This window comes from Solwaraspora sp. WMMD406 (assembly GCF_029626025.1).
Taxonomy (GTDB): domain Bacteria; phylum Actinomycetota; class Actinomycetes; order Mycobacteriales; family Micromonosporaceae; genus Micromonospora_E.
The window spans coordinates 2,509,155-2,534,176 of record NZ_JARUBF010000001.1 but is presented as its reverse complement, the minus strand read 5'-3'; the positions used below and the strand labels follow the sequence as shown (position 1 = coordinate 2,534,176).

Annotated in this window: 21 protein-coding genes; 12 read left to right on the top strand and 9 right to left on the bottom strand. The window is 71.9% G+C overall.

Features of this window, described 5'->3' with window-relative positions:
• The first annotated feature begins 250 nt into the window (after positions 1–250).
• The 11 genes from O7632_RS11555 to O7632_RS11505 all read left to right on the top strand — a co-directional run bounded on the left by O7632_RS11555 (position 251) and on the right by O7632_RS11505 (position 9,865).
• A complete protein-coding gene (locus tag O7632_RS11555) occupies positions 251–730 on the top strand; it encodes a cysteine dioxygenase family protein (protein WP_278113895.1) in 480 nt (159 codons plus the stop codon).
• A complete protein-coding gene (locus O7632_RS11550; RefSeq protein ID WP_278113893.1) occupies positions 727–1,140 on the top strand; it encodes a rhodanese-like domain-containing protein in 414 nt (137 codons plus the stop codon). Before O7632_RS11555 ends, O7632_RS11550 begins: the two co-directional genes overlap by 4 nt.
• Before the next feature lie 225 nt (positions 1,141–1,365).
• Positions 1,366–1,872 (top strand): winged helix-turn-helix domain-containing protein, encoded by a 507-nt coding sequence (locus tag O7632_RS11545; protein WP_347403627.1) that lies wholly within the window; start codon positions 1,366–1,368, stop codon positions 1,870–1,872.
• Between the two features lie 630 nt (positions 1,873–2,502).
• A complete protein-coding gene (locus O7632_RS11540) occupies positions 2,503–3,369 on the top strand; it encodes an ABC transporter permease (protein WP_278113892.1) in 867 nt (288 codons plus the stop codon).
• Positions 3,370–3,371: 2 nt separating this feature from the next.
• Positions 3,372–4,154, top strand: a complete 783-nt coding sequence (locus tag O7632_RS11535; RefSeq protein ID WP_278113890.1) for an ABC transporter ATP-binding protein — start codon at positions 3,372–3,374, stop codon at positions 4,152–4,154.
• Between the two features lies 1 nt (position 4,155).
• Entirely contained in the window at positions 4,156–5,793 is a 1,638-nt protein-coding gene (locus tag O7632_RS11530) for an FAD-binding protein (protein WP_278113889.1), read from the top strand.
• A complete protein-coding gene (locus O7632_RS11525; protein WP_278113888.1) occupies positions 5,790–6,206 on the top strand; it encodes a ferredoxin family protein in 417 nt (138 codons plus the stop codon). Before O7632_RS11530 ends, O7632_RS11525 begins: the two co-directional genes overlap by 4 nt.
• A gap of 13 nt (positions 6,207–6,219) precedes the next feature.
• On the top strand, positions 6,220–7,209 hold the full coding sequence (locus O7632_RS11520; RefSeq protein WP_278113886.1) for an ABC transporter substrate-binding protein: 990 nt from the start codon (positions 6,220–6,222) through the stop codon (positions 7,207–7,209).
• A 95-nt stretch (positions 7,210–7,304) separates the two neighbouring features.
• On the top strand, positions 7,305–8,162 hold the full coding sequence (locus O7632_RS11515) for an ABC transporter substrate-binding protein (RefSeq protein ID WP_278113884.1): 858 nt from the start codon (positions 7,305–7,307) through the stop codon (positions 8,160–8,162).
• A 102-nt stretch (positions 8,163–8,264) separates the two neighbouring features.
• On the top strand, positions 8,265–9,089 hold the full coding sequence (locus O7632_RS11510) for an amino acid ABC transporter permease (RefSeq protein ID WP_278119981.1): 825 nt from the start codon (positions 8,265–8,267) through the stop codon (positions 9,087–9,089).
• The gene (locus tag O7632_RS11505; RefSeq protein WP_278113883.1) at positions 9,086–9,865 is read left to right on the top strand and encodes an amino acid ABC transporter ATP-binding protein; all 780 of its coding nucleotides are present in this window, start codon (positions 9,086–9,088) and stop codon (positions 9,863–9,865) included. The genes O7632_RS11510 and O7632_RS11505 overlap by 4 nt, the downstream gene beginning before the upstream one ends.
• A gap of 32 nt (positions 9,866–9,897) precedes the next feature.
• On the opposite strand, the gene egtD is transcribed toward O7632_RS11505, so the two are convergent.
• The 4 genes from egtD to O7632_RS11485 all read right to left on the bottom strand — a co-directional run bounded on the left by egtD (position 9,898) and on the right by O7632_RS11485 (position 14,364).
• Positions 9,898–10,860 (bottom strand): L-histidine N(alpha)-methyltransferase, encoded by a 963-nt coding sequence (egtD, locus tag O7632_RS11500; RefSeq protein ID WP_278113881.1) that lies wholly within the window; start codon positions 10,858–10,860, stop codon positions 9,898–9,900.
• Positions 10,839–11,591, bottom strand: a complete 753-nt coding sequence (gene egtC / locus O7632_RS11495) for an ergothioneine biosynthesis protein EgtC (protein ID WP_278113879.1) — start codon at positions 11,589–11,591, stop codon at positions 10,839–10,841. The genes egtD and egtC overlap by 22 nt, the downstream gene beginning before the upstream one ends.
• Positions 11,591–12,913, bottom strand: coding sequence for an ergothioneine biosynthesis protein EgtB (egtB, locus tag O7632_RS11490; protein ID WP_278119979.1), 1,323 nt, complete (start codon positions 12,911–12,913; stop codon positions 11,591–11,593). The genes egtC and egtB overlap by 1 nt, the downstream gene beginning before the upstream one ends.
• A 68-nt stretch (positions 12,914–12,981) precedes the next feature.
• Positions 12,982–14,364: a glutamate-cysteine ligase family protein gene (locus O7632_RS11485; protein ID WP_278113877.1), complete on the bottom strand. Its 1,383-nt coding sequence runs from the start codon at positions 14,362–14,364 to the stop codon at positions 12,982–12,984.
• A gap of 306 nt (positions 14,365–14,670) precedes the next feature.
• On the opposite strand from O7632_RS11485, the gene O7632_RS11480 reads away from it, so the two are divergent.
• Positions 14,671–15,747: a carboxymuconolactone decarboxylase family protein gene (locus O7632_RS11480; RefSeq protein WP_278113875.1), complete on the top strand. Its 1,077-nt coding sequence runs from the start codon at positions 14,671–14,673 to the stop codon at positions 15,745–15,747.
• A 99-nt stretch (positions 15,748–15,846) separates the two neighbouring features.
• Here the strand turns inward: O7632_RS11480 and O7632_RS11475 are convergent, their stop codons facing one another.
• Genes O7632_RS11475 through O7632_RS11455 form a run of 5 tightly spaced genes read right to left on the bottom strand, consistent with a single transcriptional unit; the run spans position 15,847 to position 25,018 of the window.
• Positions 15,847–17,211 carry a cytochrome P450 gene (locus tag O7632_RS11475; RefSeq protein WP_278113873.1) on the bottom strand — a complete coding sequence of 455 codons (1,365 nt, stop codon included), beginning with the start codon at positions 17,209–17,211 and terminating at the stop codon, positions 15,847–15,849.
• Positions 17,208–17,714 (bottom strand): flavin reductase family protein, encoded by a 507-nt coding sequence (locus O7632_RS11470; RefSeq protein ID WP_278119977.1) that lies wholly within the window; start codon positions 17,712–17,714, stop codon positions 17,208–17,210. The genes O7632_RS11475 and O7632_RS11470 overlap by 4 nt, the downstream gene beginning before the upstream one ends.
• Positions 17,715–17,768: 54 nt before the next feature.
• Complete coding sequence (locus O7632_RS11465; RefSeq protein ID WP_278113871.1) at positions 17,769–18,206, bottom strand: acyl-CoA thioesterase; 438 nt, start codon at positions 18,204–18,206, stop codon at positions 17,769–17,771.
• Positions 18,207–18,212: 6 nt separating this feature from the next.
• A complete protein-coding gene (locus O7632_RS11460; protein ID WP_278113869.1) occupies positions 18,213–24,020 on the bottom strand; it encodes a type I polyketide synthase in 5,808 nt (1,935 codons plus the stop codon).
• Positions 24,017–25,018 (bottom strand): enediyne biosynthesis protein, encoded by a 1,002-nt coding sequence (locus O7632_RS11455; protein ID WP_278113867.1) that lies wholly within the window; start codon positions 25,016–25,018, stop codon positions 24,017–24,019. The genes O7632_RS11460 and O7632_RS11455 overlap by 4 nt, the downstream gene beginning before the upstream one ends.
• Positions 25,019–25,022: the final 4 nt, after the last annotated feature.

Below are 25,022 nucleotides of genomic sequence, written 5' to 3'. Positions count from 1 at the left end.
ATCTTGTCCGTTGCGCCAGTGCGCGCTGTCCTCGCTGAGCTGTAGTCACATCGATCTTCGGCCGTTTCGCGCCGAGCGCAGCCAGTTGAGCACCCACGACACGATTGCCCCGCCCTCTCGCCGATCCAGCGCGTGCGAATCAACCCGTTACTGCCCGACACCGGGTACAAATTCCTATTGTGTAGATAGGAGTAGAGGGTTTGACTTCGCCGCTACGACAAGCAGGCGGCGCCGACTACCAGGAGCAGCTTTGATCACCACCGAGACCCGCACCGACCACCTGGCGACCGCCGCCCGGATAGCCGCCGACCCGGAAAGTTGGCCGGTCGCGCCCCGCTTCAGCCTCACCGCCCGGTGGTACCACCGGATCGTCGCCGAGCCCGACAGCGAGGCGTGGCTGCTGACCTGGCTGCCCGGCCAGGCAACCGAGCTGCACGATCACGGCGGCTCCGCCGGAGCGCTCTATGTCCTCTCCGGACGCCTGACCGAGGAGGTGGTCACCAGACGGACGCTGAACCACCCCGGTCCGGTGGTCACCACCCGCGACGTCGCCGCCGGCTCCGGGCACCGGTTCGGGCCACGCCACATCCACCGGGTCACCAACCGCACCGGGCAGCCGGCCATCAGCATCCACGTCTACGGGCCGGCGCTACGCACGATGACCCGGTACGAGTTGACCGACGCCGGGCTGCAGGTGCTCGCCGTCGACCGGGCCGGTGCCCAGTGGTGACCCGACAGCCGGAGCAGCCCGGCCCCGGCATCGACCGGTTGCTCGACCAGGTCCGTGACCGGCTGGACCGGGTCGACCCGGTCACCGCCCACCACGCCCAGCGCGACGGGCAGGCCATCCTGGTCGACATCCGGCCGATCGCCCAGCGCGCGGAGTTCGGCGAGATACCAGACGCGTACGTGATCGAACGCAACGTCCTGGAATGGCGGCTCGACCCCCGCAGCGCTGCCCGGATCGCAATCGCCGACGACCCGCGACTGTGGCCGATCATCGTCTGCCAGGAAGGGTACGCCTCCTCGTTAGCAGCCGCCTCGCTTCAGGGCATCGGCCTGCCCAGGGCCACCGACCTGGCCGGCGGTTTCGCCGCCTGGCAGGCCGCCGGGCTGCCGGTGGTCAACCCGCACCGCTGACAGGCCCGGCAACGTGGCCGGATCGACGCCCGATCAACCACATCCCGTGTGGCACACCACCGCCACCTCGGCACAGGCAGGAGAATCATGTCCGCCGTCAGCACCACCGGGCCAGCATCCATCACCCACATTTCCCCGACCCGCATCCCCGCTGCCCACGCCAACAGCCCGACATACAAGCGGGGCCGGATCCTCCGCCGGACGCCACCGGTGCCCTCCGGCCCGCTGGACGCAGGCAGCGACGTCCAGGTCACCATCTCGCTTCGGCTGGCCGGTGGTCAGGCGCAGGACCGGTTACTGCGGGCGCTGCAGGATCTCGCCGCCGGCACCGGCATCGAAACGTCGATCAGCTGGCCCGACACCACCACCTGGACATCGACGGTGGAATCCAACGGCCGCCAGCTGGCAGCGACAGCTCCGGCTGCGGGTCAGGGCCGGATCGGCATCCGAACGGCGCCACGGGTGGTCACGTTCGACGGTATGCCGCTGGACCTCAGCCGCCTCGAGTACGAGCTGTTGCTGTTCCTGGCCGAGCATCCCGCGCGGGTGTTCACCCGATTGCAACTGCTCGACCACGTGTGGGGACACACCCACGCAGGGCTGCGTACGGTCGACGTCCACGTCCGACGGCTGCGGGCCAAGTTCGGCGACGACGTCGCGCTCGTGACGACCGTGTACGGAATAGGCTACCGGCTCACCGACGGGGTGAACATCGACATCGACCGGGGCTAGCCGCTCGGCTGTTGGCCGGGTGCGGCACGGTCCGCACCCGGCCCGCTGTCGGCAGGGCCGAACATTCGCCCGTCACGCAGGCACGGGCCGAACAATCCGCCGTCACGCAGGCACGGGCCGAACATTCCGCCGCAGCCCACGGTCAGCGGTTCGCCCCCGTCGGGCAGCCCTGACGTCGGTAGTTCGTCGAACACAGACCTCATCCTCCGTCGCGGCACGTCCAGTGACCTGCGTCCCGACCAGCAATATCCTACTTGACAGATAGGTTTGCTTGGTTGAGGCTCGGTGCATGAGCAGCACGGAGAGCCGACTCGACGCGACCGCGCTGGCGGTCTCGCGGGGTTGCGCCCGGGGCTGGACCGGCGCGCGCGGCCACTGCCGCTGACCACCCCGCGCCGCGCTGACCCAGCGCCGCGTACGCCACCGCGCACCGCTCACCACCACCGCACACGCCCGGTCGACGACGACCGGCGTGCCACGCACCACTCAAGCCGCGGCCGTCGACCTGTCGGCACCACCCGGCGCGCTCTCGGCACCGATCCCGCAGCCCGACCGCCGGCCGACCGCCCCCGCCGCAGCCCACCGCGCGGTGCCGTCACCTACCCCGACGCCGCCCGCGAAGGAGACGCCATGTCCGCTGGAGTCCTCGACCAACGACCAGCATCCCTGTTCACCCGGTCCCCTTCCGCCGCACCGCCATCGCCGCCACCGGCACCGTCGCGGTGGCGGCGGGCCGCGCGGACCCTCACCCCGGCACGACGGCTGACCGGGCTGGTCGCCGTACTGGCGTTCTGGCAGGCCGGGGCGAGCGCCGGCTGGCTGGGCAACACGACGCCCTCCCCCACCGAGGTCTACGCCGCAGCGGTCGAGCTGATCAGCTCCGGCGCGCTCGCCCACCACCTCGGGGTCTCCCTCGGGCGGGTCGCGAAAGGACTCGCCATCGGCCTCAGCGCCGGGCTGGCGCTGGGTCTGGCCGCCGGGCTGATCCGACTGGCCGAGGACATCGTCGACGCACCGATCCAGTCGCTGCGAATGCTGCCGCACCTCGCCCTGGTGCCGATCTTCATCATCTGGTTCGGCATCGGTGAGACCTCGAAGATCGCGCTCATCGCGATCGGGCCGGTCTTCCCGCTCTACCTCAACGTGCTGCACGGCATCCGCAACGTCGACGAACGGCTCGTCGAATCGGCGCGCTCCTGCGGCGTCGGCCGGTGGGGGCTGATCAGTCGGGTCATCCTGCCCGGTGCCCTGCCGCAGATCCTGGTCGGCCTGCGCCAGGCGCTCGGCATCGGCTGGCTCAGCCTGGTCGTGGCCGAGCAGACCGCCACCATCTCCGGCGTCGGCTTCCTGATGAACGACGCCCGCGAGTTCCTCCGTACCGACGTGATCTTCGTGGTCCTCGTCATCTACGCCCTGCTCGGACTCGGCACCGACCTGTTCGTCCGGTTCATCGAACGTCCGGCGCTCGCCTGGCGCCGCGGGTTCTCCGGAGAGTGATCATGACCAGCACCACGCTCGCCCCGACCGTCAGCGTCCGCGACGCCGGCCGCGCGTACGCCGGACGAACCGTCCTGCACGGCGTCGACCTCGACATCGCACCCGGTGAATTCGTGGCGCTGCTCGGTGCCAGCGGATCCGGCAAGAGCACCCTGCTGCGGGCGGTCGCCGGACTGGACCGCGAGGCCACCGGCCGGTTCCACGTACCTGCTCGACGCGCCATCGTCTTCCAGGAACACCGGCTGCTGCCCTGGAGCCGGGTCTGGCGCAACGTCACCCTCGGCCTGTCCGGCCGCGACCTGCGGGCCAGGGCACTGGCCGCGCTGGACGAGGTCGGCCTCGCCGGGCACGCCGACGCCTGGCCACGCACGTTGTCCGGCGGGGAGTCGCAGCGGGTCGCACTGGCCCGCGCGCTGGTCCGTACCCCGGATCTGCTGCTGCTCGACGAACCGTTCGGTGCCCTCGACGCGCTCACCCGGATCAAGGTCCAGGCGCTCGTCGCCCAACTGTGGACCGACCACCGGCCGGCCGTCCTGCTGGTCACCCACGACGTCGACGAGGCGCTGCTACTCGCCGACCGGGCACTGGTGCTGCGCGACGGACACATCGCCGAGGCCTTCGACGTCGACGTGCCCCGGCCGCGCGCCCTCGACCAGCCCCGCCTGCTCGCCCTGCGGCGCGCACTGCTGCGCGCACTCGGCGTCACCGAGATCGCACCGACGGACGCACCCGCCGATGCCCCGATCGACGCCCCGACCGACTCCACCGACGGACAGGAGCACTGACATGCCCGCCACCGACACCACCACCCTGGACCTGACCGCCGAAGTCGTCATCGTCGGCGGCGGCCCGGCCGGCACCTGGGCCGCGCTGGCCGCCACCGCTGCCGGGGCCGACGTGGTCCTGCTCGACAAGGGCTACTGCGGCACCAGCGGCCCGACCGCCTCCGGCGGAACCGGCGTCTGGTACGTCGCACCCGATCCCGAGGCGCGGGACAAGGCGATGGCCAGCCGGGAAGCGCTCGGCGGCTACCTCGCCGACCGGCGCTGGATGGCCCGGGTGCTGGACCAGACGTACGAGAACATGAACCGGCTGGCCACCCAGGCGCGTTACCCGTTTCCGGTGGTCGACGGGCAACCGTACAAACGCGGCGTGCAGGGGCCGGAGTACATGCGCCGGATGCGGGCCTGGGTCAAGCGGTCCGGTGCCCGGATCCTCGACCACAGCCCGGTGCTCGAACTGCTGGTCGACCCCGGTGGCGCCGTCGCCGGAGTCGCCGGCCACCGGCGCCAGCACGACACCGGGTACCGGGTCCGGGCCGGCGCCGTCGTACTGGCCACCGGCGGCTGCGCGTTCCTCAGCAAGGCGCTGGGCTGCGACGTCGACACCGGCGACGGGGCGCTGTACGCCGCCGAGGCCGGTGCCGAACTGTCCGGGATGGAGTTCTCCAATTCCTACGCCATCGCCCCGGCGTTCACCTCCGTAACGAAGACCGCCTACTACGGATTCGCCACCTTCTTCCACGGCGACGGCACCCCGCTGGCCGGGGCCGGCAGTCAGGGCGGCCGCTCGGTCATCGCCGCCGAACTGCTGCGCAGCGGCACCGTGCTCTGCCAGATCGACCAGGCGACCCCGCAGCAGCAGCGACAGATGCGCGAGGGCCAACCCAACTTCTTCCTCACCTTCGACCGGCTCGGCATCAACCCGTTCACCGACAAGTTCCCGGTGACCCTGCTACTCGAAGGCACCGTACGCGGCACCGGCGGCATCCGGGTCGTCAGCGACGACTGCGCCACCACGGTGCCCGGCCTGTACGCCGCCGGCGACGCGGCCACCCGCGAACTCATCTGCGGCGGCTTCACCGGCGGCGGCAGCCACAACTCGGCCTGGGCGATGTCGTCGGGCACCTGGGCCGGGCAGGGCGCGGCCCGGTTCGCGGCCGGGCTCGGACCGGCCCGGCACCGGCGCCGGCTCGCCGCCACCGGTGGCGCCGGGCTGCGCCCGACCGGGTCCGTCGTGCGGGGCAACCCCGAGCGGTACGCCGGTTGGGCGCAGGCCGAGCGGGTGCTGGGCGAGCAGGTGCATCCGTACGACAAGAACTACCTGCGCCACGGCGAACGGTTGACGCCGGCGCTGGCCGAACTGGACGCGGCCTGGCGGCAGTTGCGGGCCGGGGCCGCCGCGACCGGGGCCGCCGCCGTACGACTCCGGCAGACCGCCGCGATGCTCGCCCACGCCCGGTGGATGTACACCAGCGCGCTGGCCCGTACGGAGAGCCGTGGCATGGCCCGGCGGCAGGACCACCCGCAGCTCGATCCGGCGCAATGGCACCGGCTCACCGTCGGCGGGCTCGACGAACTGTGGATCCGGCCGGAACCGACCCGCGCCGACTCCGACCGCCGGCTGACAGCGGTGGCGTCGTGATCGAGATCGTCTCCGCGTCCCGCTGCGTCACCTGCGACGTCTGCGTCGCGGTCTGCCCGACGAACGTCTTCGACCGGGGCACCGACGGGGTGCCGGTGATCGCCCGGCAGGGTGACTGCCAGACCTGCTTCATGTGCGAGGCGCACTGCCCCGCCGACGCCCTGTTCGTGGCACCACTGACCCACCCGGCGCCACCCGGATCGCCGCTGACCGATGAACAGCACGTCACCGACGCCGGGCTGCTCGGCAGCTACCGCAAGGAGATCGGCTGGGGCCGTGGCCGCAGACCTGGGGCTCGGAGGGCCGTCGGCCCCGAACTCGGTCGTGCCCGGATCACGCCGGCCGACACCGCACCGACCCAAGAGGCACCCAGCGCCGTGGCCGGCACAACCGCCACCGCGAAGAAGACATAGGAGAACGAAGCACATGCGTACCGCACTTCGCCGTCGATTCACGCCACTGGTCGCGCTGGCCCTGACCGGCCTGTTGGCGACGACCGGTTGCGGATCCGACGCCTCTGCCGCGCGGACCGACGGCTACACGTTGCGGATCGGGGCGATCGGCAACAGCAACAAGCTCTCCGGACCGGTCGGCTGGCTGCACGAACGCGGCGAACTGGTGCCGGCGCTGGCCGAGGCCGGCGTCGGTGACGTCGCCGTCGTGACCTTCCCCAACGGGCCAGACCTCAATCAGGCGCTCGCCGCCGGCGAACTCGACCTCGCCGTCTACGGCGACACCCCGGCGCTGGTGGCCCGCGGCGCGAACCAGCCGACCCGGCTGATCGCCCAGGCCAGCGTCAACCTCGACGCCGGCATCGTGGCCAAGGCCAACGGCGGACCGACCTCGGTCGCCGAACTGGCCGGGAAGAAGCTCGCCGTACAGACCGGTTCGTACATTCACCGATACCTGCTCGGCGCGCTCGCCGACGCCGGTGTCGAACCGGCCGAGATCCTGCACGTCTACGCCTCCGAGGTCGAGGCCGCGCTGGAACGCGGTGACGTCGACGCGGCCGCCGTACCCGCCGCCAACGTCGAGTTCCTCCGGGCCCGGGGCTACCCTGTGCTGACGGTCGCCTCCGTCGACCACCGGCAGTACCTGGGCACGAGCGCGGCGGTCGTCACCGAGAGCTTCCTCGCCGCCCGCCCGGAGATCGTGCAGGTGTGGCAACGGGCCCAACGCGGCGCGGCCGAACAGGTCGGCGAGGACTGGGCGGGCTTCCTCGACTACACGATCAGCATCAACGGTTTCCCACCGGAGGTGGTCCGCGCCACGACCTCGCCGGATCAGTGGCCGGCCGAGCCGTTCACCGAGGAAGGGTTGACGCTGCTGGCCGGCACCAAGGAGTTCCTCACCGACCAGGAGTTCCTCCGCAACGACTTCGACCTCGACGAATGGATAGCTCCGGGCGCGAGATAGCCCGTTGATCGTCGGGCCGGCGGCTGATCGAATGTAACCGCCGGCCCGGCGTACCCACCGAACATCGAGGAGCGGTCATGCACCGGTCACATCCAATGACTGGCCTGCTCGGCGCGACGACAGCTGTGCTGACGGCGATCGTGGTCGCCGGCTGCTCGCCGCAGGACGACGACCCGCCGACGGCGGCGCCGACCCCCGACGCCTGCAACCCGCAGTGGCTGGACACCATCGTCCCCGGAACACTGACAGTCGGCACCGACCAGCCGGCGTACCCGCCGTGGTTCGTCGACGACGCCCCGGAAAGCGGCGCCGGTTTCGAGGGGGCGGTGGCGTACGCGGTCGCCAACCAGCTCGGTTACGAACCCGACGAGGTGACCTGGGTACGGGTGCCGTTCAACACCGCGATCGCCCCCGGGCCGAAGTCGTTCGACTTCGACATCAACCAGTTCTCGATCACCGAGGAGCGACGGGCGGCGGTCGACTTCTCCAGCCCGTACTACGACGTCACGCAGGCGGTGATCGCGCTGGAGGCTACGCCGGCCGCCGCCGCGACGAGCCTGGCCGATCTGAAGGGGATCGCACTCGGTGCCCAGGTCGGCACCACCAGCTACCGGGCGATCACCGAGGTCGTCGCCCCAGACACCGAGCCGGCGGTGTTCAACAACAACGACGACGCCAAGGCGGCGCTGCGCAACGGCACCATCGACGCGCTGGTGCTGGACCTGCCGACCGCGTTCTACGTCACCGCCGCCGAGATCGACGACGCCCGGATCGTCGGTCAGCTCGCCCAGCCGTCCGGGGAGCCGGAACAGTTCGGGCTGGTGCTGGACAAGGGATCGCCGCTGACCAGCTGCGTCAGCGCCGCCGTCGACGAGCTGAGGAGCAACGGCACCCTGGCCGATCTGGAAGCGGAGTGGCTGGCCGACGTGGCCGGCGCGCCGGTGCTGTCCTGACCGCCCGTGCCAGCGAACCATCAACCGGCGGCTCAGCCGCCGACCACGCGGCAGCCGGCGACCACGGAGCACGTCGGCGACGACGGTCACCAGCCGAGTGAGCTGCAGCGGCGGCGCGACGCGTACCGCCGCCGGCAGAGCGTCCGGTCGGTCGTCGTCGCCGCCGCGTCCACCGCGGTCGTCGGCTCCCTGCTGGTCGTGGCGATCGCCAACTCGCCCGGTTGGCCGCGCGTCCAGCAGTCCTTCTTCGACCCCGAGGTGGCACTCGACGCGCTGCCCGCCGTGCTGCGCGGACTGTGGCTCAACGTACGGCTGCTGTTCTTCTGCGCGCTCGGGGCGCTCGCGCTGGGTCTGGCGATCGCGATCGCCCGCACCCTGCGCCCGGCGGTGTTCTTCCCGCTGCGGGCGGCGGCCACCTCCTACACGTACGTGTTCCGGGGCGCGCCGCTGATCATCGTGCTGTACCTGTTCACCTTCGGGGTACCGGGGTTGCGGTTGGCCGGTACCCCGTCGGTGCTGGTGCTCGGCGGCTGCGCGTTGGTGATCACCTACGGCGCCTACCTGGCCGAGGTGTTCCGGGCCGGGATCGAGTCAGTGCATCCGGCGCAGCGGGCCGCCGCCCGGTCGCTGGGTCTCAGCCACGCGCAGACGATGCGGCACGTGGTGCTGCCGCAGGCGGTCCGGCGGGTCGCCCCGCCGCTGCTCAACGACCTGGTGGCGCTGCAGAAGGACGTCGGTCTGATCTCGCTGGCCGGTCCGATCGACGCGATCCGGGCCGCCCAGATCGAGACCGCGACCAGCTACAACTTCACCCCGTACGTGGTGGCCGGGGTGCTGTTCATCCTGATGGCCATTCCGCTGGTGGCGGTGACCGACTGGGTGACGATGCGGGCCGCCCGGCGGCAGACCTGGGCCGGCACGGCGTGACGTCGGCGGCAGACCCGGGCGGGCACGGCACGACGCCGGTGCTGGCCTGCGCCGGGGTCCGGAAGGTCTTCGGTGACCGGGTGGTGCTGCGGGACCTGACGCTCGACGTGGCCGAGCACGAGGTGGTCGCGTTGATCGGCGGCAGCGGCTCCGGCAAATCGACCCTGCTGCGGTGCGTCAACCTGCTGGAGACCGTCGACGACGGCACGATCCACCTCGACGGACGGGACATCACCGATCCACGGATCGATCCGAATCAGGTGCGCCAGCGGATCGGGCTGGTCTTCCAGTCGTACAACCTCTTTCCGCACCTGACCGTGCTGGACAACGTCACCCTGGCGCCGCGCACGGTGCACCGGACCGGACGGGCGCAGGCCGAGCGGCGGGCGATGGAACTGCTGCACCGGGTCGGCCTGGCCGATCAGGCCAGGCAGTACCCCGACCGGCTCTCCGGCGGCCAGCAGCAACGGGCGGCGATCGCCCGGACCCTGGTCAACGCGCCCCGGTTGCTGCTGCTGGACGAGGTCACCTCGGCGTTGGACCCGGAGCTGGTCGGCGAGGTGCTGACGTTGATCCGGGAGCTGAAAGCCGACGGGATGACCATGCTGATCGCCACCCACGAGATGGGCTTCGCCCGCGAGGTCGCCGACCGGGTCTGTTTCCTCGCCGATGGCGCCGTCCTCGAGCAGGGCCCGGCGCGGCGGGTGCTCGGTGCGCCCGAGCACCCGCGTACCCGACAGTTCCTGCGCCGGATCACCGGCGCCGGGGCCGGCTGAGGCGGGTCGCCGGCCCCAGCCAGCTGCTGAGGTCAGCGGCTGCGGGACAGGCTGATCGCGAACCTCCCCTGCGGGTCGGTCCACCAGTGCGTCAGGTCGAACCCGGCCGCGGCCAGCTCGGCGGTCACCCCGGGGCGGTGGAACTTGGCCGACACCTCGGTCCGCAGCTCCTCCCCGGCCGCGAACGGCACGACCAGGTCCAGGTCGGCCAGGTGTACGGTCATGTCCCGCTCGGCGCGCAGCCGCATTTCGATCCACTCCCGTTCGGTGTCCCAGTGGGCGACGTGTCGGAACGCGGCCGGGTCGAAGTCGGCACCGAGCTGCCGGTTGAGCACGTACAGCACGTTGCGGTTGAACTCGGCGGTCACCCCTTCGGCGTCGTCGTACGCCGCGACCAGGGTCGCCGGGTCCTTGACCAGGTCGGTGCCGAGCAGCAGCCACTCGCCGGGCCGCAACACGTCCCGCAGCCCGGCCAGGAACTCGGCCCGCTCGGCCGGCACCAGGTTGCCGATGGTGCCGCCGAGGAAGGCGACCAGCCGGCCGTCGCCGGACGGGACGCGGTCCAGGTGCCGGGTGAAGTCGCCGACGATGCCGTGGACGGTCAGCCCCGGGTAGTCCCGGTGCAGCGCGGTGGCGGCGTCGCGCAGCGCCGACTCCGACACGTCCAGCGGCACGAACCGCCGCAGGCTGCCCTGCCGGCGGAGCGCGTCGAGCAGCAGCCGGGTCTTCTCCGACGACCCGGAGCCCAGCTCGACCAGGGTCCGCGCCTGGGTCACCGCCGCGATGTCGGCGGCGTACGCGGTGAGCGCGGCCCGTTCGGCCCGGGTCGGGTAGTACTCCGGCAGCGTGGTGATGCGCTCGAACAGCTCGCTGCCGTACTTGTCGTAGAACCACTTCGGGGGCAGCCATTTCGGGTCGGCGGTGAGCCCGGTCCGGGCGTCGGCCCGCAGCGCCCGCTGCTGGTCGGCCTCGGTCAGCTCGATGTCGATCCGCACAGGTCCTCCAGGGTGTAGGCGTGGCGGTCGGCGACGACGAGCCGCCGGTCCGGGACAGGTGCCCAGGCCGGGTCGTCGTCGAACGGCTCGGAGGCGACGATCAACCGGCCCGGGCCGGGCAAGACGGACAGGGAATGGCCGACGGCGCTGGCCCAGGCGCGCTCGCCGTCGGTCAGCACCAGGTTGAGCCGGGATCGCGGGGCCGCTTCGAGCACGTCGGCGACCACGCCCGCGAGTACCGCGCCCGGGTCGGCGTCGCGGTGCAACCGGTGACGGACCATCGCCCACAGCAGCGCCGAATCGGTGGGCGCCTCGAGGGTGAGCAGATCGGTCACCGGCAGCGTGGCAGCCAGGCCGGCGACGCTGCCCGGCCAGCCGGATACCACTCCGTTGTGGCTGAACAGCCAGCGGCCGTCGGTGAACGGCGCGCAGGCCGCCTCGGTCACCGGCATTCCCGGGGTGGCCGAGCGGACGGCGGCGAGCACCGCGCCGGCGCTGGTGGCCCGGCCCAGCTCGGCCAGGCCGGCGTCGGCCCAGATCGGGGCGGCCCGGCGGTAGCGCACCGGACCGTCGGGTGTGTACCAGCCGATACCGAACCCGTCGGCGTTGACGGTGCCGCCGCCGCGCATGTCCCGTGGTGCCCAGGACTGGCGGTGCAGCCCGTACGGCGGGTCGATCAGCAGCGCCGCGAGGCTGGCGGGCGGCCCCAGATAGACCTGGTGGCGGCACATCAGGCAGCCTCGCCGGGCAACGGATCGCGGGCGGTCCGGAAACCGCTGAAGATCTGGCGGCGAATCGGATAGTCCCAGTTGCGGAAGGTGCCCCGGCAGGCTGCCCGGTCGGTGCCGAACGACCCGCCGCGCAGCACCCGGTGGTCGCGGCCGAAGAAGACCTCCGAATACTCCCGGTACGGGAAGGCGGTGAAGCCGGGGTAGCCGTCGAACCAGGTGCCGGTCCACTCCCACACGTCGCCGATCAGTTGGTGCACGCCGGCCGGAGAGGCGCCGGCCGGGTAGGCACCGACCGGGGCCGGAGCCAGGTGCCGCTGTCCCAGGTTGGCGTGCTCCGGGCGGGGGTCGTCGTCGCCCCACGGGAAGCGGCGCGACCGGCCGGTCGCCGGGTCGAAGCGGGCCGCTTTCTCCCATTCGGCCTCGGTGGGCAGCCGGCGACCGGCCCAGGCCGCGTACGCCTCGGCCTCGTACCAGCAGACGTGCACCACCGGCTCGTCGGGTTGGATCGGGCCGCGCCGGCCGAACCGGGTGTAGCTGCCGTCGCCGTGCCAGTGCATTGGTCCGGTCAGGTCGGCCCGTTGCCGGTGCGCCCACCCGTCGGCACTCCACCACCGCTGGTCGTGGTAGCCGCCGTCGGCGACGAACCGCTGGTACTGGGCGTTGGTGACCGGGGCCCGGTCGACGAAGAAGCCCGGTACGTCGACGGTGTGCGCGGGCCGTTCGTTGTCCAGCGCCCACGGCTCGGTCGAGGTGCCCATGGTGAACGGGCCGGCGGGGATCCACGCTTCACCCTCGACCGGCACCGTCGTCGCCGGCGGCGGCGACGCGGTCAGCACCGGCGCCCCGACCCGCAGCTGGTGGGTGGCGAGCATCGTCTCGTCGTGCTGCTGCTCGTGCTGCACGATCATGCCGAAGGCGAACCCGTGCTCGACCAGCGGCCGCCCCTCGAAGGCGACCGTGTCGAGCAGGTCCAGGACCTTGTCCCGGACGGTACGGGTGTAGGCGCGGGCCTGCGCCGGGTCCAGCAGCGGCAGCGCGGGCCGGTCGGCACGGGCATGCTTGAACGCGTCGTAGAGGTGGTCGATGTCGTCGCGGACCGGCTCCCGGTCGCCGACGTCGCGGACCAGCCAGAGCTCCTCCTGGTTGCCGATGTGCGCCAGGTCCCACACCAGCGGCGACATCAAGCGGGAGTGCTGGCGGACCAGGTCGTCGTCGTCCACCGCGTCGGTCAGCAGCTGGCTGCGTCGTCGCGCCCGGTCGAGGTCGTCGGCCAGCACGGTGCGTAGGTCATCGGCCAGCACGGTGCGTAGGTCGTCGGCCAGCACGGCGCGCGGGTCGTCGCCGGAAGCCGCGACGCCCGGTGGCTGGTTCCGGACGGGGTCGATTTCGGTCACGGCAGTTCTCCTTCGTGGTTCGCCACGCTCAGCCGGTGCGGCCGACCGGGGTCGGTATCGCGCAGCCGGTCACCCAGCGCGCGTATCACCATCTCGACGGTGTCGGTGGGGAGGTCCGTGTCGGGCAGCGCGCCGCAGGCCAGGTCGACCAGGGACCGGGCGGCAGCGGCCAGATCCGGGTCGGCGAGACCGTGACGGGCGGCGGCAAGCCACCGGTCGGCAACCGGGGCGGCGTACGAAATGGCGGCCTCGACGGTCTCGTCCCGGGCGAACAGTGCCCACAGCACCGCCGCCGGCAGGATCCACTCGCTGCGCGGCTGGGCGTCGAGATAGCGAATTTCCAGGTAGCCACGCGGACGTACCGGCGGAAAGAGGGTGCTCAGGTGCAGGTCCAGGTCGGCGTAGGTCGGCGGGCGCGGTGAGCCGGTCCGGATCCATTCCCCGAAGCTGACCGGTCCCGGCAGTCGCCAGGCGTCGGCGCCTTCGGCCACGAACAACGGCGGGGTGTCCAGTACCCGGTCGATCCAGGCGTCGACCGGATCGGTCCGGCCGAGGTCTGGCGGGGCGGTGCGAATCGGATCGAGCGCCAACCAGGTGCCCATCCGGCTGGACACCCATCCGGTCCGTCGTCCGGCCCGGTACGGCGAGTTGGCGAACAGTGCGACAAGCACCGGACCGACGGCGTGCGCCGCGGTCCATCTGGCCGACAACTGCTGCTGGGTGCCGGCGTCGAGGCACACCTGCAGGCCGGCGGTGCCACACATCATGTCGGCTCCGACGGTGCCTTGTCGGGCGAACGCGCCGGCCATCGCGGCGTATCGTCGGTTTCGCAGGATCTGCCGCGGCGCCCGGTGCGGGTCGCTACCCCATCGCCCGATTCGCAGGCCGGCCTTGGTCAGCCGGTCGGTCAAGGTCCGCGCGTCTGCTTCGGCGTGGCGGCACAGCGTCGCCAGGGATCGATTCGGTGCGGTGGAGATCTCCACCTGGCCGCCGGGTTCGACGGTGACGACGCCGCCGTACGGCAGGGGGGTGTGGGTGCTGTCCGGCCGGATGGTCCGCGGGGCGTGGTCACCGAGCGCGTCGGCCAGGACGGTCAGATCGAGGGGGCGGGCGGGTTGGTCGCGGTGATGGACGGTCCATTCGAGTTCGAGGCCGGCGCGGCTCGGCGGGCCGGTCTTGAAGCAGATCCGGGCGACGTAGCCGGCTGCCGCCGCCAGGTCGGCGATCGTGCCGTCCCCACCCAGGGTCAGGTCGCCGCCGCCCAGGGTCAGGTCGCCGCCGCCCAGGGTCGGGTCGCCGCCGGGCGACGACGTGTCACCGACGGGTCCGATCAGCACCGGCCAGGGCGGTCTGGAATGTCGGGGTTGAAAATGGGACACGGCTACTCCTCTCGTCACTTGCGCCGACGTGACGAGTCGGCGCGGAGGGATCAGCGCTGGCCAGGATCGTCGGGATCGACGTCGACGATTCCAGAGTATGCCTACCGGCTGACATCTCAGAAACGGTTGGGCAAACGGCGCGCGAGCGGCCGGCGCGCACCGGCACGACCGACCGCTCGGCATTCTGGAAGTTCCCCCTCGTCCGACCCGCTGGCCATGCTGGGGGCAGCAGACCACCGACGGGCGGCGTCCTGCCCGGAAAGGGAACGGCACCGGAAGCGCCACGTCGAGCGAAAGGGAATCGTCATGGTCATCCGACGGGTCGTCGCCTCCGTCGTCGGACGCCAGGTGCGTCACGTCCGCCCGGTACCGGAAGGGGCCGCGACCGGCAGCGTCGCCGAGGTGTACGCCCAGTGCGCGCAGGAGATGCGGCTGGTCATCCCGCCGGTGCTGCTGCACTCCCCCGCCCCCCGGACGCTCAGCGCCTTCTGGATGCTGATGCGGGAGCCGCTGCTGGTCGTCGGCCGGGTCGACCGACTGGCGAAGGAAGCGGTCGCGGCCGGCGTCTCGGTGGCCAACATCTGCCCGTACTGCGTGGACATGCACAGCACCGGCATGTACGCGCTGGCGGACGAGAACGACGCCGAAGCGGTGGTCGCCGACCGGCCGGACGACGTCGCCGATCCCCGGGTACGGGAACTGGTCGCCTGGGCCCGGGCAGCCCATCTGCCGGACGACCCGGCCAGCCGTTCGCCGTACCCGGCGGCGGAGCTGCCGGAACTCGTCGGTGTCGTGGTCGCGTTCCACTACCTGACCCGGATGGTGAACGTCTTCCTGTCCAGTTTCCTGCTGCCGCCGGGGCTGCATCCGCCGGCCCGCCGGCGGCTCAAGCGGGCGATCAGCCGACGGCTCGATCCGGCGCTGCGCGACGAGCCGACGCCGGGACGGTCGCTGCCGCTGCTGCCGACCGCCGTACTGCCGCCGGACGCGGCCTGGGCCGCCGCCGATCCGAACGTCGCCGACGCCGTGGCCCGGGCCTACGCCGCGTTCGACGCCGTCGGGCGGCAGGCGGTCTCCCCGCAGGTGCGCGACGTGGTGGAGAACCGGTTGTCCCGCTGGCGGGGTGAGGAGACCGGGCTGAGCCGGCAGTGGTGCGAGGACCTGATCGACGGCCTGCCCGACGCCGATCGGGCGGCTGCCCGGCTGGCGTTGCTCACCGCGCTCGCCTCGTACCAGGTGGACGCCGAGGTGGTCGACGAGTTCCGGCGCCACCATCCTGACGACAGCCAACTGGTCGAGGTGGCCGCGTGGGCCAGCTTCCTGGCCGCCCGCCAGGTCGGTCGGTGGCAGGTGCCGGCCGCGCTACCGCATCCGGCCCACTGACCGCCGCCGCGCCGCCGACACCACCTGCGACGGTACGACGCACCACGACGTCGACCCCGGCGGCCTTGGCCGCCGGGGTCGACTCTGTCGTGCCGTGGCTCAGCGCGCGGGTTCGACCCGCATCGGCAGCCCGCCCCGGATCCGCAGCGACAGCATGGGCTCCGGCACGACCCGGTAACGGGTCGGCTTGATCAGCCGCAGCTCGCGGCTGACCAGGGCGAGCACGAAGACGGCCTCCATCATGCCGAGGTGGTTGCCGACGCAGAACCGGGGACCCGCGCCGAACGGCACGTAGGCGTACCGGGGGCGGTCGGTGGGGCGGCCCGGGTCGAAGCGCTCCGGGTCGAACCGCTCCGGGTCCGGCCAGAAGCGGGGATGGCGGTGCAGGGTGTACGGGCAGATCAGCACGTTCGCCCCGGCCGGTACCTCGTACCCGCCGATGGTGTCGGGGCCCTGCGCGATGCGGGAGAGCATCCACACCGGCGGATACAGTCGCATCACCTCCTCGATCACCATCGAGGTGTAGGTGAGCCGGCGCAGGTCCTCGTACGTGGGCAGTCGGTCGCCGAGCACGTCGACGGCTTCCTCGTGCAACCGCTGACGTACCTGCGGATGCTGGTCGATCAGGTAGAAGCTCCAGCTCAGCGTGCTGGCCGTCGTCTCGTGTCCGGCGAGCAGCAAGGTGACCAGCTCGTCGCGCATCCGCTGCTGGCCACGGCGGGGGTCGGCCTCCTTGCGGGTGGACTGGATGAGTCGGGACAGCGCGTCGTCACCGCCGCCGCCGGGACCGTCGCGTCGGGTCCGGTCGGCGACCATCTGGTCCACGATGGTCTGCAGCTCCCGCCGGGCCCGGCGGAACCGCAGCTGCTGCGGCAGTGGCACCCACATCGGGACCATGCTCATCGTGGCCAGTTCGAACATGGCCTGGTCCTGCATGGCTTCGAACGACTGCCCGATCGAGGAGTACTCCGCCAGGTCGGTGTCGAGCAGCGTACGGCCGAGGACGCCGAGGGTCAGCGCGGTGGCCTCCCGTACGACGTCCACCGGGGGGCCGCCGGCCCGGGCGCGTAACCGTTCGACCAGCCCGGCGGCCTCTTCGGCAACCACGCCGGCCTGGCCGGCGATCCGTTTGGCCTGGAACACCGGCTGCATCGCCCGCCGCTGCTCCCGCCACAGTTCGCCTTCGCTGGTCAGCAGCCCGTCGCCGAGCGCCCGGCGGGCGTGCACCAGGCCGATGCCCTTGTGGTAGTTCTGGTTGTTGTCGGCAAGCACGTGTTTGGCGTGCTCCGGGTCGTTGAAGAAGTAGAACGGCCACGGCCAGGTGGCCAGCCGTACCGCGTCGCCGTGGCGGCTCGCCGACGAGCTCATCACGCCGAGTCGGTCGCGGCCGAACTTCCACAGGGTGCCCAGCGACGCCGCGCCGGTCGGCCCCGGTGGGACCGCGGTGATGGGGGTGGTGGTCACGTCGGTACCTCCTTTCGCTCCGGACTGAGCTGGCGGAACCGCCCGTGCAGGAACAGCACCGGTTCGTCGTCGCTGTACTGCTGGGCCGAGAGCAGGTGACCGGTGAAGATGCTGTGGTCACCGCCGTCATAGGTGCGCCACAGCCCGCACTCGAAGTGGGCCACGGCCCGGTCGATCAGGGGCGCGCCGGTGACCCGGCCGGGCTGCCAGTCGACGTCGTCGAACTGGGCCCGGCCGAGCGGCCGCCACCGGTTGGCGAAATGTCGGGCCACCTTTTCCTGGTCGGCGGCGAGTACCGAGATCCCGAAGGTGCCCGCCGCCACGAGCGAGTCGTGCATGACCGCCTGCCGGTTGACGCAGACCAGCACCAGCGGCGGGTCGAGCGACACGGAGGTGAAGGAGTTGGCGGTCATCCCGTGCGGCTGCGCGCCTCCGACGGTCAGCACCGTGACGCCGGTGGCGAAGGTGCCGAACACCTGACGCAGCAGCGTGGGATCCAGCAGCTCGTGCGATGGCTGATGATCGACGTTCACGTCGTCCTCCTTCAACGGCCGTGGCTACACCCGCGCCAGGGCGCTGTACGGGGCCAGGGCGCGCAGCAACGCCTCGGGTACCCGGGTCGGAACGGTCCGGGTGTTGGGTCCGCGCATGCAGGCGACCCGCTGCCGTCCCCGGGCCACCGGCAGCTCGCCGCCGGCGTCCAGCCGTACGTAGTCGAAGCTGAACTCGACCTGGGTCTGGGCCAGGTCGACCAGCCGCATCCGGATGGCGAGTTCGTCGAACGCGGTGATCTCGGCGAAGAACTCGCAGTCCACTCGCAGGGTGAACAGCTTCAGGTCGGCCTGCAGGTCGACCAGGACGTCCGGGGCGTGCTGCTTGAGGAACATCTCGCGGCACCGGCCCTGCCACCGGAGGTAGTTGACGTAGTAGACGTTGCCGACCATGTTGGTTTCCTCGAAGCCGACCACGTGGCGGTACTCGAAGTAGTCAGACACGTTCGTTCACCGCCCTTCGACGAGCACGGCGAACGCCACCGGGCCCGCGTGGTCGCGCAGCGAGGTGACGAGGGAGGCGATCCGCATCCCCCCGCTGCCGAGGATCGTCCAGCCGACGGGTCCGTCGGCCAGGTGGGTCAGCGGTACGGGCTGGGGCCGGCCGACCTTCTGCAGGCATTCGATGGCGGTCCATACCCGGGTCGCGGCGGTGTCGAGGCTTTCGCCGAGTTCGGTGGCGAGCAGTTCGGCCAGCGGCAGGTGTCCGCCGAGCAGGCCGGCCCAGTCGGCGGCGGAGCGCTGCGCCACCGGTTCGACGTCGCAGCCGAGCGGGCCGCTGCCGGTGACGCAGAGGGTGACTCCGGCGCCGTGGGCGGCGGAGATCGCCCGGTCGGCCAGTTCCGGACGCCCGTCCGGCCGGTGGTCGACGGTCACCGGCGCTCCGATGGTCCGGCCGGCGGCCAGCGCGGTACGGGTCCGGCGTACCGCGGGTTCGTCGGCGTCCGGTCCGGGTTCGACGACGACGGCGGTGTCGCCACCGAGCAGGTCCTGCACCGACCGTTCCAGGTAGGAGCCGAGCAGCGGCGCGACCCAGGGGCCGGCGCCGCCCTTCTTGCGTACCGCCCGCAGCCGCAGACCTTCCCACCGTTCGACCACGGTGCCGTCGCCGTCGCGGACGGCGATGTCGTAGACGTAGGTGTCGCCGTCCCGGCTCCGTTCGCTGGCGCAGAACCGGAAGTCGCCGGGGCCGGTCAGCCGCCGGCCGCCGGGGTGGATCCGGTCGATGCCGGCGGGCAGCAGGGTGCCGTCCGGCACGCAGACCTGGTTGGCGTGCATCAGCGTGTCCTGCAGGCCGGGGTCGCCGAGGAGCAGGTCGGCCGGCAGGTAGCCGGCGAACCACGCGGTCTGCGGTACGGCTTCGGCGTCGGCGTCGATGTGTCGGGCGGCGGCCCGGTGGTAGCGGCGCAGCCGCTGGAACCGGGGCCCTTGGAACATGGTGTCGGCGTACAGGTCACGGGCCGGGTCGAGCGGCACCACCGGCAGGTCGTCGGCGACCTGGTCGGGTGCTCCGGCGGGGGCGGCGTCGTCGGTGAAGCGCAGCGTGGCCCGGAAGTGGTCGGCGGCGAAGCTGGTCTCGGCGCTGCGGATGGCGACCTCGACGGTGTCGTCGTCGGTGACGACGGCGGCGACCCGGATGGGGGTGCTGCCGTCGGGGGGGACCACGATCGGCCGGATGAACTCGGCCTGTTCGATACGGGGTACGGTGTCGGCGCCGGTGACGGCGGTCGCCACCTGGGCCATGGCTTCCATGCCGAACACGGCGGGGAACAGCAGGTTGCCGTCCAGCCGGTGGTCGTTGAGGTAGAGGTCGCCGCCGGGGTCGAGGATGGTCTCGCTGACCAGTTCGACTCCGTGGTAGTGGACCAGTGGTTTGTCGACGAACCGCAGCAGCGGCAGTTCGGGCAGGTCGTAGGCGACGGTGTCGATGCCGGTGGTCCGCCCGCTGATCACCACGACCGGCGGCACCTGCGGGTCAACGACGAGCCGGCGCATCAGGGCCACCCCGTCGTCGAGCGAGATCGGAATGACGCCGTCGCGGTGCAGTGTCTCGACGACCGACAGGCGTTCGCCCATACCGACGCCGGACCAGACGGACCATTCCATGCAGATGGCCCGGCACTGCGGATGTTGCTCGCCGAAGGACGCGGTCCGGGCGGCGAGCCATTCGTTGGCGGTCGCGTAGTGCGCTTCGCCGTGCAGCCCGGCTCGGCCGATGATGCTGCCGAAGGTGACCAGCAGCCGCATCGCCTGCGGGTCGACGGCGTCGAGGACGGCGTCCAGCCCGTCGATCTTGGGGGCGAAGGTGGCCCGGAACCGGGCCATGTCCAGGTTGGTCAGCGCGGCCGGCTCGTTGCGGCCGGCGCCGTGCAGCACGCCGGTGACCGGACCCCATTCCCGTACCACCTCGGCGACGGCGTTAGCGACCTGCCCGGCGTCGGTCACGTCGGCCCGCAGGTAGCGGACCGTCACTCCACTGTCGCGCATCCGCCGCAGGTTGGTGGCCAGATCCTGGTCGTCGGCCGGGTCGGATCGGCCGAGCACCGCCAGCCGGGCACCGCTGTCGCCGGCCAACGCCAGCGCGCATTCGGCGGTGATGCCCTTGCCGCCGCCGGTGACCAGCAGCACGTCATCGGAGCCGAGCGCCGCTTCGGTGCGCGCCGGCCGGACCGGCATGGGGCGCAGTACCGGCACCCGGCGCGCGCCGTCGGCGTCGTAGCGGGCCTCGGTGAAGCCGTCGGTGGCGGCGACTTCGGCGCAGACCCAGGGCAGGGCTTCCCGGATCAGCGGTACGTCGAGCACCGTGACCCGTACCTGTGGGGCTTCCAGGCGCAGCGTCTTGGCCAGCCCGGCGGCTCCCCGGCCCTGCTGGACGAGGACGAACCGGTCGCCGTGGGTGCCGCTCAGAACCGCCTTGGCCGCCCGCAGGGCGAGTTCGAGTTCCGCTTCGGTGCTGCCGGCCGACAGGCAGACCAGCACCCCGCTGCCGACACCGGCCTGTTCCAGAGCCAGCCGAAGGGGCTCGGCCAGCGGATGGTCGTCGCGGGCGTACACCTGCCAGGTCCCGGCCGGGCCGGCACCGCCCGGTGCGGCCGGTGCGGCCGGTGCCGCGACCAGGTCGTAGTCGATCTGGAAGGCGCGCGCCCAGACCGCGGCTCCGGCCACGGCGGCGGTGCCGCGCTCCTCGCCCTGGCCGGTGGTGCTGAGTTCGTCGAGTGCTTCGGCGAGCTGGGCGAGGGTGGCGGTGGCGAAGTTGGTCGGGGTGGCGCTGGCGGCGATGCCCCGCTGGGCGGCCGCCTGGTTGACCAGTTGGCCGACGGTGATCGAGCTCAGATGCAGGTCGTCGAGGAGCAGGCTGTCCTCGCGGACCATCTCCACCGGAAGTTCGGCGCGTTCGGCGGCGAGCCGGCGCAGCAGCTCCAGGCTGGTTTCGGCGCCGTCGGCGACGGTGCTGGCCGGCCCGCCGCCGGTCGGTGCCTCGGTGTCGGTGCCGGCACCGGCGCCGGGCCGTGCCGCCACGGCGACGAGGGAGGCCGGTACGGTCGGCGCGGATTCGCACGGGTTGGTGAAGAACTTGAACTCGGTGCCGACGGCGAGGTTGCGGGTGAGCCGGCCGTGAAACAGTCCGCTGTGGATGCTGCCGGCACCGACGACGAAGGCGCCGGCGACGATGCGCAGCAGTCCGACCAGCGACTGGTCGTCGGTGTCGAGGGCGAAGGCCGGCACGTCGGTGATCTGCGCGACGAGGTTGCTGAGCACCCGGCCGGGGCCGACCTCGACGAGCAGGTCGACGTCCTTGGCGGCGATGGTGGCCGCCTGGGCGAACAGCACCGGGTCGGTGATCTGCCGGTGCAGCAGGGCCGGCAGGTCGGTCTCGGCGGGCAGCGCGTCGCCGGTCACGGTGCTGATCACCGTACGGGCGACCGGGGTGAGCCGTTCCCCGACGAGCCGCTTGCCGAACGCGTCGGCCGCGGCGGCGACCAGCGGCGAGTGGAACGCGTGCGACACGGCCAGCCGGGTGGCGGCCACGCCGGAGCGCCGGGCGGCCTGGCAGACCGCCTCGATCTCGTCGACCGGGCCGGCGACGACCGTCTGCTGCGGGCCGTTGTAGCCGGCGATCACCACCGGCCGTCCGGCGATCAGCGGGTCGACGGCGTCCGGGGCGGCGCTGACGCTGGCCATGGTGCCGGACGAGGCGTGTTCGCTCATGGTGCGGCCCCGGACCCGGGCGATCCGCAGCAGGGTGTCCTCGTCGATGGCGCCCGCCCAGTGCAGGGCGGCGATCTCGCCGAGGCTGTGGCCGACCGCGACGGTGGCTTCCAGGCCGAGGTTGCCGAGCACGGTCAGACCGGCCATGGAGCCGGTGACGATCCGGGGCTGGGCGACGTCGGTGGCGACCATGTCGCCGGTCACCGGCAGCGCCGCCCGCCGGTACACCTGGTCCGCTTCGACGAACCGGCGGCGCAGCGCCCCGCCGCTGGTGCCCCGCCCGGATCCCTGGCCGGGGAAGAGGTAACCGATCCGGCCCGGCCCGCTGACGTAGCCGAGGAAGGCCCGTCCGTCGGCGGCGAGCAGCCGGGTGTCGCCGGCGTCGACCGCGTCGATGATCCGGGTCAGCTGCCGGTGCGCGTCCTCCGGTGAGGTGACCACGACGGCGGCCCGGTACGGCAGGTCCCGCAGCTCGCGGTGCAGGGTGGCGGCCAGGTCGGCGAGTTGGGCGTACGCCACGGTCGGCACGAAGTCGATCAGGCGCTGCAGCCGGTCGCGCAGTTCGGCCAGGGAGAACGCGTCGACGGCCAGCAGTTCGGCGTCCTGCCCGGAGGTGGCCAGCGAGCGGGTCCGGCTGTCCAGCCGGGCCCGCAGCCGGGGTTCGCGTTTCTCCAGCACCACGTGGGTGTTGATGCCGCCGAAGCCCATCGCGGTGACGCTGGCGCGCACCGGCACCTCGGTCGGCCACGGTTCGGCCTGCCGCAGTACCCGCAGCATCGCGTCGTCGCGGGTGAGTTCGTCGTGCGGGTCGACGCAGCCGATCGCCGGCGGCAGCACCTCGTGGTGCACCGACAGCGCGGCCTTGATCAGACCGGCGACGCCGGCGGCGGCCTTGGTGTGCCCGATCATGCCCTTGATGGAGCTGATCGCGGCGCGGGGTGCCCGTGCGTCGGCGGCCCGCCGGGCCAGGGTCAGCGCTTTGAGTTCGGTGGTGTCACCGACGGCCGTCCCGGTGCCGTGGCCTTCGAACAGGCCGACGGTGTCGATGCCGAAACCGGCCCGGTCGTACGCCCGGCGCAGCGCGAGCTGGTAGCCGCTGATCTCGGGGCGGGTGATGCCACCCTTGCCGTCGGAGGAGATGCCCCAGCCGGCGATGGTCGCGTAGCTGCGGTGGCCGGCTTCGACCGCGTCGCGTTCGCGCATCAGCACGACCATGCCGCAGCCCTCGCCGGGCCAGAACCCGTTGGAACCCTTGTCGTAGACCCGCATCTCGCCCCGGGCCAACGCGCCGGTCTTGGCGAACCCGACGATCTCGAACGGGTCGATGGACAGGTCGACGCCGCCGGCGATCGCCACGTCGGCCTCACCGTCGAGCAACGTCTTGCAGGCGGTGGCGACGGACAGCAGCGACGACGAGCAGGCACCGTCGACAGTGTACCCGCCGCCTTTGAGGTCGAAGTGGTTGCAGATCCGACCGGCGATGGTGTTGGAGAGCCCACCGGCCAGGGTGTCCTCGTCGATCGCCGGGAACGGCGCCTTGTAGCTGGTCTCCAGGTCAGCCAGGAACGTCGCCAGCTGTTCGTCGTCCCAGTCCTGCTCCTTGAGCGCGGCGGCGACCATCCGCCGCACGTACGGCCAGCGCAGCCGCATCTGGTTGGCCCGGGAGAACTCGCCGGTGAGGCTGTTGCCGACGACCACGCTGGTGCGTTCGCGGGGCAGCCCTTCAGCCATCGGGAAACCGGCGTCGGCCAGCGCCATGGCGGCGACGTCCAGGGCCAGCCAGTGGGTCAGGTCGGTGGATCGGTAGGTGCTGCCGGCGACCTTGTAGGCGATACGGTCGAATTCGTAGCCTTCGACGACGGCGGCGTTGCGGGCGTAGAACCGGTCCGGGGTGGCGGGGTCGGCGTCCCAGTAGTCGTCCAGCCGCATCCGCACGTCGGGGAGGCGGCGGAACGCCCGGCGGCCGGCGAGCGCGTTCTCCCAGAGTTCACGTGGTGACGTGGCGTCCGGATAGCGGCAGGCCATGCCGACGACGGCGATCCTGGTCATGCCACCACCACCTCCTTCGTGTTCGACGACGGCGCGGCGGCCGGCGGGGTGGCCTCGACGGCCGGGGAGACGGGTATCGCCGCTTCCCGTTCCTCGCGCACCTTGTTGACGATGTGTACCGACCAGAGGAAGCCGCCCCGGATCGCGCAGACGGCGGCGGTGGCGAAGAACAGGCCGTACGCGATGCCGGCACCGGTGAGCAGGCCGTAGACCAGGGCCACCCCGCCGCCGAAGGCGATCTGCGAGGCCGGCTTGGACGGGGTGGTGCCCGGGTCGGTGATCATGTAGTTGGTGAACAGTACGAAGGCGACACCGGTCATCGTGGCGAGCGCGCCGATGATCGAGGTGTCGAGGATGACGCCTCGGACGATCGACTGCAGCGCGAAGACGCTCAGCCAGGCGGCGATCAGCCACATCCGGCCGGTCAGCTTGGCGTTGAGCATGGTGCCGAGGGTGATGATCGCCAGCGGGATCACCACGTCGATGATGCCGTCGACGTTGGTGGTGAAGTGGTACGGCGGCGCGATGCTGGCCCACGGGAAGACGACCAGGATCACCATGATCCCGAAGTTGGACGGGTTCATGTAGTGCCGCAGCTTGCCCCGTACCGGGGCGCGCAGCACCCACTTGGCACCGATGGCGACAGCGACGCCGAACATCATCGCGAAGACCTGGTCGTTGACGTAGGTCAGCATGTTGACCGCGATAGCGGTGATGTGTGCCGGGTAGAGGAACTCCACCAGGCCCCGGACGCCGTTGCCGAGGAAGCGCGGCGCGCGGCCCTCGGAGCGGGCGCCCAGTACCTCCAGGCCGATCTCGATGCTGTAGGCGGTGGCCAGGGCGATGAACGGCCAGATCCAGGGTTGCTCGAACCCGAGCACGGTGTAGCCGAGGATGTTGAACACGGAGATGGAGATGGCGAAGCGTCGCAGCGCCGTGGTGACCTTCGGGTCGTGGCGTGGCGCGGTGCGCGGCTGATCGAGAGTGGTCGTGGTCATCGTG